The following is a 19,446-nucleotide window of genomic DNA, read 5'->3' as shown; positions in this document are numbered from 1 at the left end:
AAGGAATACCTGCACAACGCAAGGGATGACGAGACGACGCGGAGTGTCTCAGGCGAGGGTGCGCGACATCTGGCCGAGCGTATCCCAGGGCGCCGGCGGGAGGCGGAGGGGTCGGTGTTGCGAGCGAGCGGATCGGGATTCATCGGGGACTCGCCGGTGGCGCGCGCGGCGCCGCATAGGGCAACAAGTGGTCGATGCACAGCATGCGCCCGCGCGAACACACTGGACAGACGTAGAGCGAGCGGCCTGTGAGTTCCGCGTAGCGGTCGCGATAGTCAAGTTCGGGCGCGTCGCAGGCTTCGCTGGTTGGCTCGACGTTGAGCAGATCACGGCATACGGTCAGCCGAGACTCACGCAGGCGATTGCTGAGCAAGCCGTAGTGACGGATGCGTTGTAGCCCGCGCGGCAACACATGCAGCAGGAAGTGCCGGATGAATTCGTGGGCGTCCAGATGCATCACGCGCGGCCTGCCCGGATGACGATAGTCCTTCCAGCGGAACGTGACGCGCCCGTCGGTCTGGCCGACGAGGCGGTTGTTGGAGATCGCGACGCGGTGTGTGTAGCGGCCGAGATAGTCGAGGACCTGCTGCGGGCCGCCAAACGGCTCCTTAGCGTAGACAACCCATTCGGCGTGCCGCGGACCGGCAAGATAGCGAGCAAACTCGCGTCGTTCCGCCAGGTGCACGAGCGAGGAGAAGAACCGCAGTTCGCCCACGTCGAAGGCATGCTGCAATCGCTCGAGGAACAGTCGCCGGAACAGACGCGAAAGCACCCGCACGGGCAGGAAGAAACCAGGTTTGCAGGCCACCCAGCGGCTGCCGTCGGCAGCGAGGCCACCGCCCGGGACGACGCAGTGCAGATGGGGATGATGCACAAGATTCTGCCCCCACGTGTGCAGGATCGCGATGAAACCGATCGTTGCACCGAGATGGCGTGGGTCGGCCGCGATCGTGTGCAGCGTTTCGGCCGTGGCCTGGAACAGGATGTCGTAGACCACCCGCTTGTTCTGGAAGGCGATCGACGCGATCTGCTCGGGGATGGTGAAGACCACGTGGAAGTACGGCACGGGCAGCAGGTCGGCTTGGCGGTCCTCGAGCCATTGCGCGCGGGCGAGCGACTGGCACTTCGGACAGTGCCGGTTACCACAGGAGTTATAGGCGATGCGCTGATGTCCACAGGTGTCGCACTGCTCGACGTGGCCACCCAGCGCCGCGGTACGACATTGCTCGATCGCGCTCATGACGCGACGCTGTTCGCGGCTGAGCGAGTCGGCATGCACTTCCCGATAGGTTGGGCCGTGTCGACGCAGAACGTCCGCCAGTTCCAGCGCGGCGCGCATCATCGCGCTCAGTCGTTGGTGGGCGATGGCTCAGGGCAGATGGGAGTGGCAGATCGGTGAGGCAGGCGATCGAACGGACTGGTCGTCGCGCAGACGGTGCTGGTTGCGACCTTCAGATAGCGCGAGGTGGTGGCAAGGCTGCAATGACCGAGCAGCAACTGGATGGTGCGCACGTCGGTGCCGGATTCGAGCAGGTGCGTCGCGAACGCATGGCGCAAGGAGTGCGGCGTGATGGGCTTGCTGATACCGGCGCGGCGGCGCGCGTCCTGGCAGGCTTGCCGTATCACGTCGGCACCCACGGGTTGATCCGCGAAGCGGCCCGGGAACAGCCAGTACTGGGGCCGGCCAATGCACCAGTAATTGCGCAGGATCTCCAGCAGCCGTGGCGAGAGCATCACATAGCGGTCGGCGTGGCCCTTGCCCTGTTCGACGCGCAACATCATGCGCTGGCTATCGATATCGCTGACCTTCAGCCGGGTGGCCTCCGAGATGCGCAGGCCCGCGGCGTAGGCTGCCATCAGCACGGTACGATGCTTGACGCTGCGGATCGCTTCGAGGAACTGGTTGACCTCCTCCTGACTGAGGATCACCGGCAGCTTGCGGGGTGTCCTCGACATGGGGATCTCGTCGACTGACCAGTCGCGTTTGAGCGTGACGTTGTACAGAAAGCGCAGCGCCGCAGTGGCCACCACCAGCGTGCTGGGTGAGCGCCGCAGGACCTCAATCAGGTGCACTTGCCAGTCGCGCACCTCCTCTGGGCCCAGCAGTTCAGGGGAACACCCGAAGTGCTGGGCAAAGGCGCTCACCTGCTGGAGGTAGGCGCGCTGCGTGTTGGCGGCGAGGTTGCGCACGCGCATATCCACGATCATGCGTCGACGTAAGGGTGTCATGGCGGACTCCACTCAGAAGGGACAAGGCAGCAAACTGCACTGCCATCGTCCCACTCGAGGGGAGCCATTCCATGAACGATGTCGAAGCCGACGCCGCTGGCTGACCACCTCCTCCCGCGTCAGCGGGTTAGTTCAAGGCGAGGTTATCGCCGCCACCCAGACCACGAGCTAAGCCCCAGACGAGAGCCAGAAAGCCGCGCCTGGTTAGAATAGCCACCCCGACTGAAAATGCGACGGGATTGGGTCGGGTGCGCGCGGCAGCATGAGGATCCGGCGCACCGCAGCCCTCCTCGCCGCGACTCCCCAGGTCCTCGAGACGCGGAACGGTCAGCTCGCGATCCACAAGTTCGTCACCCAAGCCTTGAATATGGCGCAGACGAGCGATACCACGAATCTTCAGCGCTGGCGCACGCGATTGGGCGCGACTCAGAACTGGAACCTGTGAGCCTCCTCATCGACGAAAATCTCGACGCCGCCCGGGGCAAGCTCAATCACGCCGTCACAGCGCCCTCCCGTGAGCGCGCTTGCCAATCCGCGAACGTGCAGTGACGTGCGCTTCGACTCCTTCGTCAGGTTCAGCACGAAAAGCAGCCGCTTGCCGTTGCCACTGCGCACGGACAGCTCGACGCCCTCGGGCAGATCGGGCACGAAGTCGATGGACGTTTCCTCCGCCACGCGCCGGAAGAAGGCGCGATAGGCGTCATTGTCCAGCACGGTGCCCAGGTAGTACGACACGCCCTTGCCGAAGCGATTGCGCGTCACCGCCGCGCGGCCGGAGAAGTACTCGCTGGCGTAGGTCCCGATCGTCTCGGCGGACAGCGGCTCCAGAATGTCGCACCACTGTTCGCAGTCGAACTGTTGGTCGCCGTAAAGCACCACGTGCTGCGTGTCGCGTCCCACGGGATCGTATTCGTCGACCTGCACTCCGGTCACGTCGCCGACGAGATTCGGAAGACGGCCAGGCCAGCAGACATTGTTCATGTTCTTGACGCCGGTCCGCGCGGTCAACACGAGGGTGCCCCCACTTTCGACATAGCGGCGCAGTTTGCCGGCTACGGCGTCATCAAGCAGGTAGAGAGACGGCGCAACCACGAGCTTGTAGCCGTCGATCGCTTCGGTCCAGTTGATGACATCGGTGCCGATCCCGAGCCGCACAAAAGCGGCATGCATCTGCTTGAAGTTGCCAAGGTAGTCGAATCCGTCGGACTGCGGCTGGATACGAAGCGCATTGAGCTGCTCATGGGAGAACAGCATGGCCACGTCGTTCTTGAGCGTCGTGCCTTCCAACAAAGGCGCGAGCTTTTGCGTTTCCCTGCTGAATTGCTCGAACTCCGCAAAGCGGCGGCCCGGCTCGCCGTGATGATCGAGCAAGCCATGCCAGAACTGCTCCGCCCCGATACGCGCGGTGCGCCACCGAAAATGCACCACGACGTCCGCGCCGCGCGACACGCTCTGCCACGCGTGAGCGCGGATCATGCCCGGAAACGGTGTGCGCGACATTGGATGCCAACAGCCCGGCGTGCCGCTCAGCTGCTCCATGACCCAGTAGTTTTTCCGCTTCAGGCCGCGCGTCAGGTCGTGCGTGAGCGCGCCGTGGTAGACCTTCGACTTCGCATCGTTGGCGAGATCGGTGCTCGGATAGTAGTCGACCGATGCGAAATCCATGCTGTCGAACAAATCGTAGTAGTCCGTCGTGACGGGATAGCCCCACAGGTTGTGCGTCACGAATTTTCCGGGACTGTTCGCGCGTATCAACACCGCCTGGAAACGGTTAAAGTCCGCCACCGAATCCGACGAGAAGCGTTGGAAATCGAGCAGAAAGGACGGGTTCAGATGGGGAGAGCCGCCCAGCGGCGTCGTCACCTGCGTCCACGAGCTGTATTCGCCGCTCCAGACCACCGTGCCCCACTCGCGATTCAGGTTTTCCAGGCTGCCGTACTTCTTCTGCAGCCACGCACGGAAGCCGCGCGTGCAATGTTCGCAATGACAATCGTTCGCGGCGAGCTCGTTGTCGGTCTGCCAGCCGATCACCGCCGGATGGGAGCCGTAGTGCTTCGTCAGCCGAGCGATGATGCGCTCGGAGTACTGGCGTAGCGAGGGGCTGTTGTAGCAGCGATGGCAGCGCACGCCGGGATACACGGGCTGACGCTTGCTGTCGACAGGCAGCACATCGGGATGCTTCTCGACGAGCCAGTTCGGCGGCGTCGCGGTCGGCGTGCCGAGCACGATGTCGATGCCGTGACGCGCCAGCGTCGCAATGGCGGTATCGAGCCAGCCGAAATCGTATTCGCCCTCTCTGGGCTCCAGCCGGGACCACGCAAACTCGGCAAGGCGCGCGATGCCAATCCCCGCTGCCTGCATGCGCTGTGCGTCCTGCTCCCACATCGCGGGGTCCCAATGTTCGGGGTAATAGTCGACTCCGACCTTCATATGGATCGTCCTGAAACGGTTCTAATTGAGTGATTGGGGCAGCGGCACGGTTAAGGCGCTCGTGCCACCGCGGAAATGAAACTCGCCCTAACCCTTGGTCGCCCCAAAAGTCAGGCCGGCAATGAAATGCTTCTGCATCGCGAAGAACATCGCGACCGAGGGCAGCGCCGCCAGCAGCGAGCCCGCCGACACGAGGTTCCACGCCGTCGTCCACTGTCCTTTCAGCGCGGCGACGCCGACGGTGATCGGCGCCGCATCATCGCCTTGCGTCAGGCACAAGGCCCAGAAGTAGTCGTTCCACACGAACGTGAAGACGAGAATGGCCAGAGCCGCGAGCGCCGGCGCAATGAGCGGCAGGATGATGCGGTAGAACAATTGCCACTCGTTCGCCCCTTCGATGCGCGCGGCCTCGATCAGCTCGAACGGCAGCTCCTTGATGAAGTTGCGCAGGAAGAGCGTGCAGAACCCGGTCTGAAACGCGACGTGAAAAAGGATCAGCCCCTCGACGGTGTTGAACAGACCCAAACTCAGCGTCAATTGCCGGACCGGAATCATCAGGACCTGGATCGGCACGAAATTGCCGGCTACGAAGGTGCCGAGCAGCGCGGCATTGGCCTTGAACGGATAGGTCGCGAGCGCAAACCCCGCCATCGACGCCAGCGCCATGGCACCGACCACCGACGGAATCGTGATGAGGCAGCTGTTCACGAAGTAATGCAGCATCGGCGAATCGACGAGCACGGTCCGGTAGTTCTCGAACAGCGCGAACTGATGTGGCCATCCCCAATAGTTGCCTTCCATCAGCTCGTTCGACGAACGCACGGACGTCACCATCACGGCGAAGAGCGGCAGCAGCCAGAGCACGAGCGCGATCGGCAGCGAAGCCTTGTAGAGCCCTCGGCTTGCTGGCTTCCATTTTGCAACGGGCATCGGATACATGACGGTTCCTTTCCTTTACCGATCCGCATGCAGCAGGCGCCGCAGCTGATAGACGATGAAGACCAGCATGATGAGAAAGAGCACGACCGCGATCGCGGCGGAATAGCCGAAGCGGAAGTACTTGATGGCCTGGTCGTACATGAAGTACGCGAGCACCGTGGAGCTGTCGAACGGACCGCCGCCCGTCATCACCGCGATCAGATCGAAGCTGCGCAGCGCCCCGATGACGGTGAGCACCACCGAGAGGAATGTGGCCGGCTTGAGTTGCGGCAACACCACGTGCCACAGCAGCGGCCAGCCTCCCGCCCCTTCCATCCGCCCCGCCTCGATGATTTCCGGATTGATGCCGGTCAGGTTCGTCAGATAGAGCAGCATGCAGAACGGGATCTGCGGCCAGAGCGCCGCCGCGATGATGCCGAAGGTCGCGTAGCGTTCGTCGCCGAGCACCGGGATGCCGTGGCCGACAAACACCTTCAGCAAGCCGAACGACGGATCGTAGAACCAGCTGAACACGAGACCGACGACCACGCCGGACAGCACGAACGGCGAGAAGAACAGCGACTTCACGAGCCGCATGCCGCGCACGCTCTGATTCAGGTACAGCGCGAAGGCCAGCCCGATGGGCGGCGCGAGCAGGAACAGCACCAGCCAGATGACGTTGTTCCTGAGCGCGACGTAGAACGTCTCGCTGTGCAGCAGCTCCACGTAGTTCGCCAGGCCGACGAAGGTCTTCTCGCTCATGCCGTCCCAGTTGTAGAGGCTCAGGACGATGCTGCTGACGATCGGATAGATGACGTAGATGCCGAACATCAGGCATGCGGGCAGCAGGAAGAACCACGCTGCCCGCATGCGCCGGCGTGCGAGCGGCGCGCGGGTGTGTGAGCGGGATGCGGCACGTCCCCTTTCTTGCTGCGCGCCTGCGGATGCCGCGGGACGCGTGGACTGCGCGGTCTGCAACGGATGCATGATGGGCCTCGACCGGTTACGACTTCGAGTAGATCCGCTGACGCTCCTGCTCGAGGTGAGCGAGGATCGAATCGAGCTGGGACGGGTCGCTCATGAAGCGCTGCATGCCCTTCATGCCTTCGTCGGCCATCTCCTTGGTCATGTCGCGGTCGTAGAACTGGGCGATGCCGGCGCTGGTCTTCGACAGGATGTCGAAACCCTTGCGCGCGATCGGATCGTCGGGCAGCGGCGACTGGTTGTTGGCCGGCAGCGAGCCGAACGCGGCGGCATACCGGCCGTCGACGTCCGACCGGGCGACGAACGCCAGAAAACGCCGCGCGTCCGCTTTGTTCGTGGCGCGAGCCGGGATGTTGAGGCATTCCGCCGACCCGTCTTCGGCGACCGACACCTTCGGATCGACCACCGGGAACTGGAAGTAGCCCGTTTCCGGTTTGATCGACGGGGGCAAGCCGGCTGAGAGGAAGGTCCCCATCAGCATCATCGCGGCCTTGCCCTGGATATAGAGCGGCTGCACCGAATCGAGGCTGTACGAGAGCGGGTTGTCGATGAAGTACTTTTCGTCGATGAGCGTCTTCCACGCCTGGTACACCTTCTTGACGCGGGCATCCGTATAGGGCACCTCACCTGCCATCAGCTGCATGTGGAAGGCGTAGCCGTTCAGCCGCAGGTCAAGGTAGTCGAACCACGCGGCAAGCGTCCACGCATCGCGGCCGCCCACAGCGATCGGCGCAATGCCCGCGGCTTTCAGCTTGCGGCACGCTTCGAGAAATTCGTCCCAAGTTTTCGGCTCGCTCGCGATGCCGGCCTTCTGAAACAGGTCCTTGCGATAGAAGAGCCCCCACGAGAAATAGTCGGTCGGGACCGCGTACTGCTTTCCGGCGTAAGACGACGCCTGCTTCAGCGAAGCGAACTCCGTATTCCAGCTGTTCTTCTGCCAGTCGGTCGACAGGTCCTCGAACAAGCCCCGCTTCGCGTAGTACGCCATGCGCTCACCCTCGTGCCACTTGACGACGTCGGGTGCGACAGTCGTGAGCCACGCCGGCAGCTGAACCTTGTACGCTTCCTCCTCGACGAAATTCGCTTTCACCTTCACGTCGGGATTCGCCTTCTCGAAGTCGGCGATGACACTCTCCCACAGGGCGCGCTGATTGGCGCCCTTGAATGCGACGTTGAAGTTCAAGGTGCCCGCGTGGGCGCCGGTGGCAAGGGCTAACGCGACGGCAAGCGCCGGCAGTCGGCGAATCGTCTTCATGAAGTGTCTCCGGATTGTTTTTAATGAAGCGGCGGCACGTGGCGGCCGTCCGCTGTGAAGAGGTGACAACATGGCGCCGGCACCGTGAGTCGAATCGTGTCGCCGGCGTGGCTGGCCGTGTCGCCCTGCACTTTCGCCAGCAATGTCGCGCCGGCCGGATCGTCGAGATGCAGATAGCTCTGCTCGCCAAGCCGCTCCACGAGCGCGACCTTGCGCACGATGGCCTGCGGCGGCGCCTCGGCGCCACTTGCCTCAGCCCGTTCTCCAGCCTGCAGATGCTCGGGACGAATGCCGAGCGTGACGGGCTGCGCAGCCGTCAACGCGGCGCCGGACGCCGACACGCGCAACATCTCGCCGGAGCCGTTGAGCCGCACCGCGACGCCGAGCGCGTCGCTCGATACGACCTTGGCCTCCAGAAAATTCATGCGCGGCGTGCCAATGAAGCCCGCGACAAAGCGGCTGTTCGGGCGGTGATAGAGGTCGAGCGGCGCGCCGATCTGCGCGATGCTGCCGAAACGCTCGGCGTCCTTGCCCGCGTGCAGCAGCACAATTTTGTCGCCCAGCGTCATGGCCTCGATCTGGTCGTGGGTGACGTAGACCGTGCTGGCCTGCGCGAACTGGTTGTGCAGCCGGGCGATTTCGACGCGCGTCTGCCCGCGCAGCATGGCATCCAGATTCGAGAGCGGCTCGTCGAACAGGAACACGCCCGGCTCGCGCACGATCGCACGGCCAATGGCAACCCGCTGCCGCTGCCCGCCCGACAGCGCGGCCGGCTTGCGCTCGAGCAGCGCGTCGAGTTGCAGCGTTTGCGCCGCCTTGCCGACCCGGCGCTCGATTTCATCGCGCGGCGTCTTGGCGAGCTTCAGGCCGAAGCCCATGTTCTCGGCCACCGTCATGTGCGGAAACAGCGCGTAGCTCTGGAACACCATCGCCACGCCGCGCTGCGACGGCGGCACGTCGTTCACGAGCTTGCCGGCGATCCTGACCTCGCCGTCCGTCGCATCCTCGAGTCCCGCGATGATCCGCAGCAGCGTCGACTTCCCGCAGCCCGACGGACCGAGGAAGACGCAGAACTCGTTGGCGCCGATTTCCAGGTTGATGTCGCGCAGCACCGGCGGATGCTCGCCGTACGCCTTGGACACTTCCGACAACGTAATTGCAGCCATGTCTCCGCCTTTGGTTTAACGTTAAATCATTCGGCGCTGAAAAATGGCCCCAAGGGCCATCGCGCCAGAAACGTTCTATTGTGTTTGCGGAATGTACGCCGGTCGCCTAGCCGTTGCAAGCGCGAATTTCGTCGTGGTTTGCCCGGATATCCGGCTCTGGCGCCGCCTCCGCCCTGACGCTATATTGCGTCTCAGACTAACAGCCCCACGGCGGACGGCTCACGCGGATGGACAAGAAACGGGACGCAGCGGCGACCATCAAGGACGTTGCAGAACACGCGGGTGTTTCACCCATGACGGTATCGAACGTGTTGCGCGGCAAGGGGCGCGTGAGCGAGGAAACGCGCAGGCGCGTGCTCGAGGTTGCCGAACGCGAGGGGTATCGCCCCAACCTGGCCGCGCGGGCGCTCGTCGAGCGCAAGGCACCGACGCTGGCGCTGATGCTCGGCTGTATCACCAACCCGTTCTACCCGGAATTCACGCTCGCGACGAATCTCGCGGCCCTTCGGCACGGGCGATACCTGCTGGTCTGCAACACCGACCATGAGCAAGACGGCGGCACGCGGTTTCTGGAGGAAGTCGGCGGGTCGCTCGCGGATGGCGTGCTGGTCGCCAATCACGGAGACTTGGCCGTCGAGCAGTTGCGCGAAGTCGAAGTGCGTGGCATCCCGGTCGTCATCAGCATCTGGGAGCTTCCCGACGAACCGCCGGGTATTCCATGCGTTGCATTCGATTCGAAGGCGGCCGGGCGGATCGCCACCGCTCACCTGATCGAGCTCGGTCATCGGCGGATCGGCGCCGTCATCGGCAGCCCCAAGACAGGCATCCATCGCGGCCGTTACCGGGGCTATCGCGACGCGCTGCGCGGCGCGGGCATTCGGCCCAGCGCGGCCGATGAGCGGTTCGCGAGCGACAGCTACGAGAGCGGTTACGACACCACGATCGAACTGCTGAAAGCGCGCCCCGATCTGACAGCGTTATTCGTGTCCAATGACCTTCCCGCATTAGGGGCACTCAATGCGGCGGCCGACTTCGGCCTGGACGTGCCGCGAGATCTGTCGATCGTGAGCATCACGGATATCGAGCCTGCGCAACGCTCTCGGCCGCCGCTTACCACCGTTGCGATCCCCACTGAGGAGATCGCATCCAAGAGCGTGGAGCTGTTGCTCGCGTTGATGTCGGGACATTCCGGGGGTAAGAGCGTCGTCGAGACGTCCACGCCCTTTCTCGTCAAGCGCGGTTCCACCGCGCCAGTGAACAAGCGGGCCACAAGCGCTGCTTGAGGGCACCGCCATTTGCCGATGCGCGCGGGCGGCGCAAGCTGCCGTGCGTCTTCAGGCGACGTGCGTCAGGCAGTCCTCCAACCGATCGCGCCGGGGATGGTCGATCAGATCGGCAGGCAGGATGTCGTGCGCGAGCCTGGCCCTGTGGCGCGCGACGTTTTTTTGCAAGGATGTCCGGAAACGGAGGGTCGGATGGACGCAACTTTCATTCGCTTCATTTGCGCCCGAGACGAAATGACGTCAGGCATGACGGTCCACGCTGTCGCCAGCGGGCCGGCGAAGGGCGAGCTTGGATATCCCAACGCGCGCCCTATAATGAAAGGGAGCCGCGCGGAAGCCGGTCCTGAAAGCAGCAAGGGGCTCGAAATCTCCCCATGGGACGCGGTAGCGGGGCCACGGAAACGCCTGCGACAGAACGCGGGCGTTTTCTTTTGCGCGGTCCAATCGGTCTTCGATGCCCGGCTGGGAAACGGCTCCCGCACGGCGGAAGTCAGTTCGGGACTGTCCCAGGACTGCGGCTGATACTGGAAATCTCTAGCCCTTCCCTCCATTGCATGTGCCACGCCGAACGCTCCCGTCACGACGCTCTTGAGCCAAGCCGTCGAAGCAAGAGTATCCGTACACCACCAATAAATCTGCACAACTTTATTTGTGGTGCTGCTAAATAAACTTACGCCAACTCGAGTGCGTTCGCGACAAGCTCGTCAATCGCGCCGTCGTGGCGAAATCCGGCCTCGATTGCGCGACCGTCGGTAAGCGGCGGCTGTCGTCCGAAGAGCTGCTCGATCCTTTCCACCGGAGCGAAGTCGATGCTGAACGAGCCGAAGCGCCGGACCAGCGCATCGACGATTTCTTGTACCGACAAATGCAGCACCGGAGGCGTCCAAACCCGGCCCGAGTGCAAACCCTCCGCGGGCATGCGCGCGGCATGTAGAAGGTTGTCGACACAGCATCGGCGAGACATCCACCACACGCTGGACGATGGCGAAACAGGGCACGTATAGGCTTGACCTCGCTGCGCCATACGGAAGATCTGGCTCATGAACGCAGAGCCATGTCCCGCGGAAAGCTCCGGACGCGCCACGATGCCCGGCAGGCGCAACGAACGGCCGTCCAGCTTGCGGCGTCGCGTCCAGTCGGCAAGGATCAGCTCGCCGACGAGCTTGTGCACGCCGTAGCTGATCGTCGGGAGCGGCGCGGTGTGCTCGTCCACGGAAGTCGGTAGCGGCTCGCCCAACGCCGCGACGCTGCTGGCATAGACGACGCGAGCCGCACGCCCATACTCTGTCGCTTGCTTCGCCAGGCGTTCGAACAGGGTCAGCATGCCCCATAGATTCACTTTGTCGCCCTCGGCCGGCTCGGCCTCCGCCTGCGAGCCGGGCATGCTCGCCAGATGAAAGACAACGTCGACCGGTTTCGACAGCAGCGGTTCAAGAATCTCCGAGCTGCTGAAATCGCCGGCAAGCGCCGTGATTCGAGCGTCGCCGGGCGGCTCGCCCGCTTGCCGATCAACCAGCAGCAGTTCCGACACATCACCGGCCTCGGCGATACCCTCGCGCAGCAGCCGTTCAACCAGCGCCGTTCCGACGAATCCGCCCGCCCCGGTCACCAGCACTCTCATGAGCTCGCCTCCTCGTCGTCGGCGCGCGACGCACGCACGACCCGCTGGTCGATCGTGCCGAACGGCGCGCCGCCTTCTTCATCGCGCGCTGTCATCCTGACGCGGTCGCCGAAACGCATGAAGCTCGTGTGCGCGCTCCCGTCGTCGATCATCTCGATCACGCGCCGCTCGGCGATACAGGCCGAGCCCGCCTTGCGGTCGGCGTTCGACACCGTGCCGGACCCGACGATCGTCCCCACCGACAGCCTGCGCGTGCGCGCCGCATGCGCGACGAGTTCGCCGAAGCCGAAGTTCATTTCGCGGCCATGCGGATGGCCGAACCAGCGATCGTTCCATTCGACATGCAGAGCGAGATGCACGCGGCCGTCGCGCCAGTACTCGCCGAGTTCGTCGGGCGTAACGGCGACGGGCGCAAAGCTCGTCGACGGCTTGGCCTGCAGAAAACCGAAACCAGTCTTCATCTCACGCGGCCCGAAGGCGCGCAGACTCCAGTCATTGAGTTGCACGATCAAGCGAACTTGCTCAAGTGCATCGGCAGCCGATACGCCCATCGGCACGCGCCCCACCACTACGCCGAATTCACCTTCGAAATCGATGCCGTGCGCTTCGTCAGGCAAGGGCACGTCGCTGGCCGGGCCGAGGAAATCATCGCTGGCGCCCTGGTACATGACCGGCACCGTGTCGAACTCGGGAATCGGCGGCGTATTGAACGCCTGCTCCATCAAGCGGCCGTGATTCAGAAACGCCGAGCCGTCGCACCACTGCGGGCTACGCGGCAACGGCGCGGCGCACGCGGCCGGATGGAACGGACGCGCGTCGGGCATACGGCCAGCGTTCAACGCTTCGTAACGCGCCTGCAATTCAGGCGCGACTTCATCCCAACGCTCGAGCGCATCGAGCAACGTTCTCGCGATCGGGGCGGTCTCCACGGCATGGCTCAGGTCGCGCGACACTAGCAGCAAGCAGCCATCGACGCCGCCCTCGGGCAAGGTGGCGAATTTCATCGCGCCTCTATATGAACGCGTCCCGTTTGCAACAGTTCTCGTGTGTTCTGACGGACAGGGTGGGCTGCAGCTCTATATCCGGCCTTGATGCAGCCGGTACTGCTGCTGCGGGCCTCTATGAAATTCGCTGACCCGCGCCTCATTCTCCTGACGAGCTCAAAGCTCTTGGTGCGATTCAGGTTTAGCGGGCCCCGGTCTTACCTGGCTTGTCATCACACTCGATAGCTGCGCAACCTTTCGACGTTCACCCTGTGTTTAAACGTTGATCTTCTACCTCGCGTGAGCCGATCAGGTCGGCTTCACGCTCACGTAGTCCTTGCGGTACGGCCGGTTATGAGCGAGCACCGCCCAGATCGTCCGCGCGATCTTGTTGGCCAGCGCGACGATGACGACATTGGCCGGTCGCCGCTTCTTCATCTGCTCGACCCACTCGCCGGGTTCCTTCGCATGCGCTAACACTGCTCGCGCACCGTGAATCAGCAGCGTGCGCAGATACGTGTCGCCCCGCCTGCTGATCCCGTGCAGGTTCACCTTACCGCCCGACCCGGTCTGCTTGGGCACAAGCCCCGTCCAAGCAGCAAATTGCCGCCCTGAACTGAACGCTTTCGGGTCGCCCATCATCGCCACCGCCGCCGTTGACGTGAGCAGCCCGACACCGGGAATCTCGCTGATCGCTTGCACTGCTAAGTCTTGCTTTTTCCATTCGCGCATGCGTTGCTCGATCTGCGCAATCTGCTCATCGAGCTTGGTCAACCCGTTCCACTGTTCCCGCAAGGTATCGATCAGCACCGCGGGCAGGCGCTCCGCGATTCGGCCCAGCGCGGCCGGTATTTCCTTGTCCAGCTTCGCCCGTCCCTTGCTCATCACCTCGCCGTATTCCGCCAGCAATCCGCGCAGTCCGTTGCTCTGCATCGTGCGGAACTTCACCAACTGCTCGCGCATCCGGTGCAGCGCCAGCATCGCCTGCTGCATCTCGGTCTTCACTGCCACCGGCTTGCCCGGCTGCTGCACCGCCAGCCAGATCGCCCGCGCGTCCGCCGCATCGTTCTTATTGCGAATGTTGAATGCCTTCACGAACTCGGCCGGCATCAGCCTGACCACGTGCCCCATTTGCGTCAGTTGCCGAGCCCAGTGGTGCGCTCCACCGCATGCTTCCATTCCGATCAGGCAGGGCCCTCGATTCGCGAAGTGCTCCAAAAACTTGGCTCGCCTGATCGGCTTGTTCACGATCTGTCCGGTTTCCTGATCGACGTAATGCACCTGGAAAACCTGCTTGGCGATATCGACGCCCACGGCCATACTGTTCATCGTGGATCCTCCGGTTGCCGGGAAATGCGTGCATTTTCCACCTGGGTACATCGATGCCGTGGCCCGTGAGGATCCACCTTCTCTTGTTCTCACGTTCTCGGGTGGGACGCGTTCATTTCATTCTCCTTCTGCAAGCGTATGAAGCGCGGCGGCAATCGCCGGATGGTAGGCTCCATCGATCAGCACGAACAGCATCCGGCAGGGGCGGCCCGAGCGATTCGCCCAGGCATGATTGGTCCCGCGCTGGATCACCACGCTGCCCGGCTTCAACGCGACTTCGCCGTCGTCGAGCACCAAGGTCATCTCACCTTCGATCACCACGCCATAGTCGATCGACTCGGTGCGATGCATCAGCGGATGCGGCGAGTTGGCCTTCACCGTCGACGCTTCGGCATCGCCGACCTGGCTGAACGCATCGTGCATTTTGGCTGCGCCGTGCGCGAGGAATTCAGGCGTGTCGGGCGGAATGTCAACGAAGCGCATCCGCGTGCCTTGCTTCGGCGGCGGCAGCATCAGGGCGCCGACCGTGGGATCGGCGCCGTTGTTCACGGCGGCGGGACTTTCCGAGGTACTCCACACTTCGTGGAACACGGTGCCGGGAATCGCGGCGATTTCCACCACGGTCGGCAAAGGGCCATCGGATGCGACGACTGCCCGGCCAGCGATATCGTGGCCGGTCACCACGCGACGAATCGTGGGAAAGCTCATGCTGCTGCCTCTGAGTTGGTTTTATCGAAGATCGCAACGGCGCGCGTCCATCCGGCCGACGCCCCGCGAATCTTGTGGGGAAAGCAGCTGATCACGAAGCCGGCCGGCGGCAAGGCTTCGAGGTTGTGCAGCTTCTCCAGGTGGCAATAGCCGATATCGCGCCCCGCCTTGTGCCCTTCCCAGATCAGCGACGTATCGCCCGTTTCCGCGATCTTTTTCGCGGTATAGGAGAACGGCGCGTCCCAGCTCCATGCATCGGTACCCGTCAGGCGCACGCCGCGCTCCAGCAGATACATGGTCGCCTCGTAGCCCATGCCGCAACCCGCGTTGACGTAGTCGCCGTGTCCGTAGCGCGAGCCGGCCCGCGTATTCACGACGACGATATCGAGCGGCTCCAGCTCATGGCCGATGCGCGCCAGCTCGGCCTCGACGTCGGCGGCGGTCACCACGTAGCCGTCCGGAAAATGCCGGAAATCGAGCTTCACGCCGGGCTGGAAGCACCATTCCAGCGGCACCTGATCGATCGTGATCGAAGGCCTCGCCTCGCCCAGGCTCGCATCCATCGTCGAATGGAAATGCCAGGGCGCGTCGAGATGTGTGCCGCTGTGGGTCGTCAGCGTGACCCACTCCGCAGCAGCTGCCTCGCCATCGGGATAGTCCTCGGGCTTCGTGCCCGGCAGCATTGCCATGAATTCGGGCAGCGTGTCGCCGTGCTTTTGGTAAGTGATCTTCGGCGCGAGCGGCGGCGGATCGGAGAGTATGTCGTTCTCCAGATAGATCGAGAGATCGACAAACCGTCGAGCGGGCTTCATGTTCAGACTCCTTCGGATTTAAGGACGGCGCTCGAGCCGCGAGAAGCAGAACACGGCCGCGGCGGCGATCAGCACTGCCACGATCCCGAGGCTGCCGTAGCCGGACTGCTTGACCAGCGTGCCGCCGAACACCGGACCGATCGCGGCGCCCGTCATCAGCATGGCCGGCGTCGCGGCGACGGCGCGGCCGGTGCGGTCGATGCGGGCCAGCATGCCGAATGCGAAGGTGTGCGTGAAGATCATCACGGCAGCGAAGACCGAGGTGGCCGCCGCATACGGCGCGAACGTGACGCTTTGCGTGATGATCAGCGCGAGCACGGCCTGCACAATGGGTCCCGCTTGCACAACCTTGCGGCCCAGGACGCGCGTTTCCAGCAGCCCCGCGACCGGAGCGGGAAACAGGTTGACGAGGCCGAGCGCGATCAGCGTCGCGGTCACGGCGCTGAAGCCGAAGCCGCGGTCGAGGCCGATGCGCTGGACAAAGCTGAACAGCATCGACTGCGTCAGCGCCATGCAGCCGACGCCGACCATGCCGAACCAGACGGCGCGCGCAAAACGAGGCTCGTCGACCGTTGCCATGCTGCGCGACGTGTGAATCGACGGAAACGCGAGCGCGCACGCGACCGTAGCAACGCCCATGACGCCGGCAAAGACGCGAAACAGCGCCGGTCCGCCATGCATCGCGATCAGCCCCGGCGTAGCGCCGAGAAACGCGATCGCGAAGATGCCCAGCGCGAGGCCCGCGATCGCGAACAAGCGATGTGGATTGCGGCTGCGTCCGATCGTGCCGTGCGTGAAACTCAGGCTGCATCCGACGGCGATGCCCGCGACGGCGTGCAGGACCGCCATCATCGGATAGCGGTCGCTCGACACCGACACGATGCCGAGAAACGCAAGCGTTGCGATGCCAAAGCCGATGGTCGCCATCGCGCGTGCCGGCAACCGATTCAAGCGCGGCGAGAAGAACAGGCTGCTTAGAACGGCGCCGGCCAGGAACAGCGTAACGAGCAAACCCGCCTGCTGCGGATCGAGCTTATAGGCACCGATCAGGGTGCCGACCCAGACCGGCAAAGCCACCAGATCGACCATACCGGCGCAATGCGCGATCATCAGCGCGGCGCCGCCGAGCACGCCAAGCCGTGCCGCTGCGTCGGACGAGGCCGCCAGATCGGCATGTGCCGGCGTCGTGGGGGAAAGGTTCGTTTCCATCGTGTCTCCGTTCGATCAGATCGGCTGTGCGAGACTCATGAGCGTCTCGCGCATGATGCGTTTGTGTTCTTCTTTGTCGCCACCCGCGATCTCGATCTCGCCGAGACGCCCGGAGTTTTCCACCACCATGCGGCAGCGCTCCCAGCGGCGCGCCTGGAACGCCTGCAAGGCGGTCTCCAACGTCGCCCCCCGCCCCAACTCCTCGGCAAGAACGATCGCATCCTCAATGCCGATGCCTGCGCCCGCCGCCATATGCGGCGTCGTGGCGTGCACCGCATCGCCGACCAGCACCACGCGGCCGCTGAACCATGGCTGCGGCAACAGCAGGCTTTCCAGCGGGCGATAGTTGACTCGCGATTCCGCCCCGATCTGCGCGCGGATCGACTGGATCAGCGGCGCGCCGAACGGCGCCAGCAGATCGGCCAGCATGCGTGGCCATTCGGCGGGATCGATGTACTCGTTGGTCGGCCGGTCCTCGGTGACGAAGATGTACATCTCTTCCTGCGAGACCGGATTGACGCCGGCTTTGACCTTCTGCCCGAGCCACATCGTCGCGCACACGATCTCGGCCGGCCGCGGCACCACGGCGCGCCACACGCCTTGGCCCGTGTAGCGCGGCTTCGGTACATCGGGGAACACCGTGTCGCGCACTTTCGAGTAGAGCCCGTCGGCACCGACCACGAGGTCGTAGCTACCCTGCGTACCGTCCGTGAACGCCACGTGCACTTGGCCGTCGCGCTGCTCGATCTGCGAGAACGTGCAGCCGAGCCGCACGCGCACGCCGGCCGCACGCGTGGCCTTGGCGAGAATGTCGGCCAGCACCGGACGCATGATCGCGCCGCCGCCGGGAACGTCGTCCCCAGCCACGCGCGGCGTCGGCAGCGTGCCGATCGGCTGGCCGCCTGCCGTGAACAGGTTCACGCCGTCGCCGCCGTAGCCACGCGCTAAGAACGCATCAAGCACGCCGATCGTGGCGAGCGCACGCAACGTCGGCCCGCCGATGCTGATGCCCGCGCCATACGAGCGCCAGCCCTGGTCGATCTCGACGAGGTCGACGGTGAGGCCGAGCTTCGCGCACTGGATCGCCGTCGCCATGCCGGAGAAACCTCCGCCGATGACGAGGACATGTTGAAGAGGGGATGTCATCTGGGTGTCTCCTTACTTACGTCTGGTATTGATGTGTCACGTTGCTGCCAGCACGATGTCGCCGTCGCTCGTCACTTCGATCTCGACGGGCGTCAGCCGCTGACCGAGGCAAGGACCGAGCAGGCACTCACCGCTCGCGATATCGAACTGCGCGCCGTGCGCGTGGCAGACGATGCGGGTGCCGTCGCCGTTCAGGTAGGCGTCCTTGCGCCACGCCATCTGCGTTTCGCCGAAAAAATGCGGGCACGCGTCGCGATACGCGCGAATCTGCGAGCCGCGGCGCACAACGAACAGCGTATCGCGCCCGAGGCCGTCGGGATCGAAGCCCCGCGCGCCGGGGTCGCGTAGTTCGTCGACGTGCGCGAGGCGAACCGGATTCGAGCGATGACTCATAGCCGAACGAAGTGCGTATTTAATCCGCCTTGGCCGCAGCCCCCGGCGGAGGACCGCCCGGCGCCCACTTTTCGCGGTGCTGGAACAAGAACAATTGCGAGGCGTCGGCGCCCAACGGTGCCTCGCGCGCGGCCCACGCTTCGTCGTGCAGGTCCATGTCGGCGTCGTACTCGACGTGGCAGCCGAGCGGGCTGTTGAAGTACCAGAACCAGTTCGAGCCGAAGCGGTGACGCCCTGGGCCCCAGAACGACTGGTAGCCCTTCGCGACGAAACGCGTGCCCGCCTGCAGAACCTCAGTCGGCCCGCCCATATGAAACGTGAAATGCTCGCAGCCCTTCATGAACGGTGGCGTCTCGATCATGAACAGCGTGTGATGGTCGAGCGTGCCCGCCGGCTGCAGGAACGGGCCGACGCCCGTGAAGCGGTCCGTGCAGCGAAAGCCGAGACGCTCCACGTAGAACGCTTCGGCCTTGGCGGCGTCGGGCACGAAGTAGACGACGTGCGAAAGCGTGCGCGGCGTGAGCACGGCGTCGTCGCTCACGGCCACCACATTCGGCGCGCGCTGCGCCGGCGCACCCGGCGCGTTCACTGGCTCGGCCGCCAGGAAGAGAGAGCGGCGCGTAGTCACCTGGAAGCCGATCGCGAAGCCCATGTCGTCGACCGATTCGATCGACCCGTCCGCGAGCTTGCGCACTTCGCGGTCGCGGCGCAGCTCCTCGGCGATGGCATCGAGCGTCGCGGCATCGGCGACGCCGTAAGTCGTCTTGCGCAGCATGCTTGCCGTGTCGAGTGCGGGCGGCAACGCGGGATCGTCGCGGCGTGCGATTTCGATGCCCGTGCCATCGAGCGCCTCGAAGCGGCCGCCGGCGTCGTCGCTCCGAACCGGCAGCAGGCCGTAGTCGAGCAGATACTGGTTGCAGGCGGCGACGTCGTCCACGCCGAAGATCAGCGTATCGGGTCCGATGATGTTCATGAGTTAT

Annotated in this window: 18 protein-coding genes; 2 read left to right on the top strand and 16 right to left on the bottom strand. The window is 64.2% G+C overall.

What is annotated here, in order from left to right; all coding sequences use genetic code 11:
- Positions 1-139: 139 nt before the first annotated feature.
- From FAZ95_RS10990 to FAZ95_RS10960, 7 genes are all read right to left on the bottom strand, one after another.
- Positions 140-1,342 (bottom strand): IS91 family transposase, encoded by a 1,203-nt coding sequence (locus FAZ95_RS10990; RefSeq protein ID WP_137332476.1) that lies wholly within the window; start codon positions 1,340-1,342, stop codon positions 140-142.
- Positions 1,343-1,347: 5 nt separating this feature from the next.
- Positions 1,348-2,229 (bottom strand): tyrosine-type recombinase/integrase, encoded by an 882-nt coding sequence (locus tag FAZ95_RS10985; RefSeq protein ID WP_137332475.1) that lies wholly within the window; start codon positions 2,227-2,229, stop codon positions 1,348-1,350.
- 426 nt (positions 2,230-2,655) lie between these two features.
- Positions 2,656-4,659: a beta-galactosidase gene (locus tag FAZ95_RS10980; RefSeq protein WP_137332474.1), complete on the bottom strand. Its 2,004-nt coding sequence runs from the start codon at positions 4,657-4,659 to the stop codon at positions 2,656-2,658.
- Positions 4,660-4,746: 87 nt separating this feature from the next.
- The gene (locus FAZ95_RS10975) at positions 4,747-5,598 is read right to left on the bottom strand and encodes a carbohydrate ABC transporter permease (protein ID WP_137332473.1); all 852 of its coding nucleotides are present in this window, start codon (positions 5,596-5,598) and stop codon (positions 4,747-4,749) included.
- Between the two features lie 15 nt (positions 5,599-5,613).
- The gene (locus FAZ95_RS10970; protein ID WP_137332472.1) at positions 5,614-6,564 is read right to left on the bottom strand and encodes a carbohydrate ABC transporter permease; all 951 of its coding nucleotides are present in this window, start codon (positions 6,562-6,564) and stop codon (positions 5,614-5,616) included.
- A gap of 16 nt (positions 6,565-6,580) precedes the next feature.
- Positions 6,581-7,816, bottom strand: a complete 1,236-nt coding sequence (locus FAZ95_RS10965; RefSeq protein WP_137332471.1) for an ABC transporter substrate-binding protein — start codon at positions 7,814-7,816, stop codon at positions 6,581-6,583.
- A gap of 20 nt (positions 7,817-7,836) precedes the next feature.
- Positions 7,837-8,982: an ABC transporter ATP-binding protein gene (locus FAZ95_RS10960; RefSeq protein WP_137332470.1), complete on the bottom strand. Its 1,146-nt coding sequence runs from the start codon at positions 8,980-8,982 to the stop codon at positions 7,837-7,839.
- Positions 8,983-9,209: 227 nt separating this feature from the next.
- On the opposite strand from FAZ95_RS10960, the gene FAZ95_RS10955 reads away from it, so the two are divergent.
- Both FAZ95_RS10955 and FAZ95_RS10950 read left to right on the top strand, forming a co-directional pair.
- A complete protein-coding gene (locus FAZ95_RS10955) occupies positions 9,210-10,265 on the top strand; it encodes a LacI family DNA-binding transcriptional regulator (RefSeq protein ID WP_137332469.1) in 1,056 nt (351 codons plus the stop codon).
- 96 nt (positions 10,266-10,361) lie between these two features.
- The gene (locus FAZ95_RS10950; protein ID WP_137332468.1) at positions 10,362-10,787 is read left to right on the top strand and encodes a hypothetical protein; all 426 of its coding nucleotides are present in this window, start codon (positions 10,362-10,364) and stop codon (positions 10,785-10,787) included.
- Positions 10,788-10,935: 148 nt separating this feature from the next.
- Here the strand turns inward: FAZ95_RS10950 and FAZ95_RS10945 are convergent, their stop codons facing one another.
- From FAZ95_RS10945 to FAZ95_RS10905, 9 genes are all read right to left on the bottom strand, one after another.
- Positions 10,936-11,886 (bottom strand): NAD-dependent epimerase/dehydratase family protein, encoded by a 951-nt coding sequence (locus tag FAZ95_RS10945; protein ID WP_137332467.1) that lies wholly within the window; start codon positions 11,884-11,886, stop codon positions 10,936-10,938.
- Positions 11,883-12,890 (bottom strand): fumarylacetoacetate hydrolase family protein, encoded by a 1,008-nt coding sequence (locus tag FAZ95_RS10940; protein WP_137332466.1) that lies wholly within the window; start codon positions 12,888-12,890, stop codon positions 11,883-11,885. Before FAZ95_RS10940 ends, FAZ95_RS10945 begins: the two co-directional genes overlap by 4 nt.
- Positions 12,891-13,178: 288 nt before the next feature.
- Positions 13,179-14,198 (bottom strand): IS110 family RNA-guided transposase, encoded by a 1,020-nt coding sequence (locus FAZ95_RS10935; protein WP_137332465.1) that lies wholly within the window; start codon positions 14,196-14,198, stop codon positions 13,179-13,181.
- Positions 14,199-14,315: 117 nt separating this feature from the next.
- Positions 14,316-14,906: a cupin domain-containing protein gene (locus tag FAZ95_RS10930; RefSeq protein ID WP_137332464.1), complete on the bottom strand. Its 591-nt coding sequence runs from the start codon at positions 14,904-14,906 to the stop codon at positions 14,316-14,318.
- Positions 14,903-15,718: a cyclase family protein gene (locus FAZ95_RS10925; protein WP_137332463.1), complete on the bottom strand. Its 816-nt coding sequence runs from the start codon at positions 15,716-15,718 to the stop codon at positions 14,903-14,905. The genes FAZ95_RS10930 and FAZ95_RS10925 overlap by 4 nt, the downstream gene beginning before the upstream one ends.
- Positions 15,719-15,736: 18 nt before the next feature.
- A complete protein-coding gene (locus FAZ95_RS10920; protein WP_137332462.1) occupies positions 15,737-16,927 on the bottom strand; it encodes an MFS transporter in 1,191 nt (396 codons plus the stop codon).
- Positions 16,928-16,942: 15 nt separating this feature from the next.
- Positions 16,943-18,073, bottom strand: a complete 1,131-nt coding sequence (locus tag FAZ95_RS10915; protein ID WP_137332461.1) for an FAD-dependent oxidoreductase — start codon at positions 18,071-18,073, stop codon at positions 16,943-16,945.
- Between the two features lie 36 nt (positions 18,074-18,109).
- On the bottom strand, positions 18,110-18,466 hold the full coding sequence (locus FAZ95_RS10910; RefSeq protein ID WP_137332460.1) for a Rieske (2Fe-2S) protein: 357 nt from the start codon (positions 18,464-18,466) through the stop codon (positions 18,110-18,112).
- Positions 18,467-18,485: 19 nt separating this feature from the next.
- Complete coding sequence (locus FAZ95_RS10905) at positions 18,486-19,439, bottom strand: VOC family protein (protein WP_137332459.1); 954 nt, start codon at positions 19,437-19,439, stop codon at positions 18,486-18,488.
- Between the last annotated feature and the right edge of the window lie 7 nt (positions 19,440-19,446).

The organism is Trinickia violacea (assembly GCF_005280735.1).
In the GTDB taxonomy this organism is placed as follows: domain Bacteria; phylum Pseudomonadota; class Gammaproteobacteria; order Burkholderiales; family Burkholderiaceae; genus Trinickia_A; species Trinickia_A violacea.
This window is presented reverse-complemented; position numbering and strand designations above follow the sequence as displayed.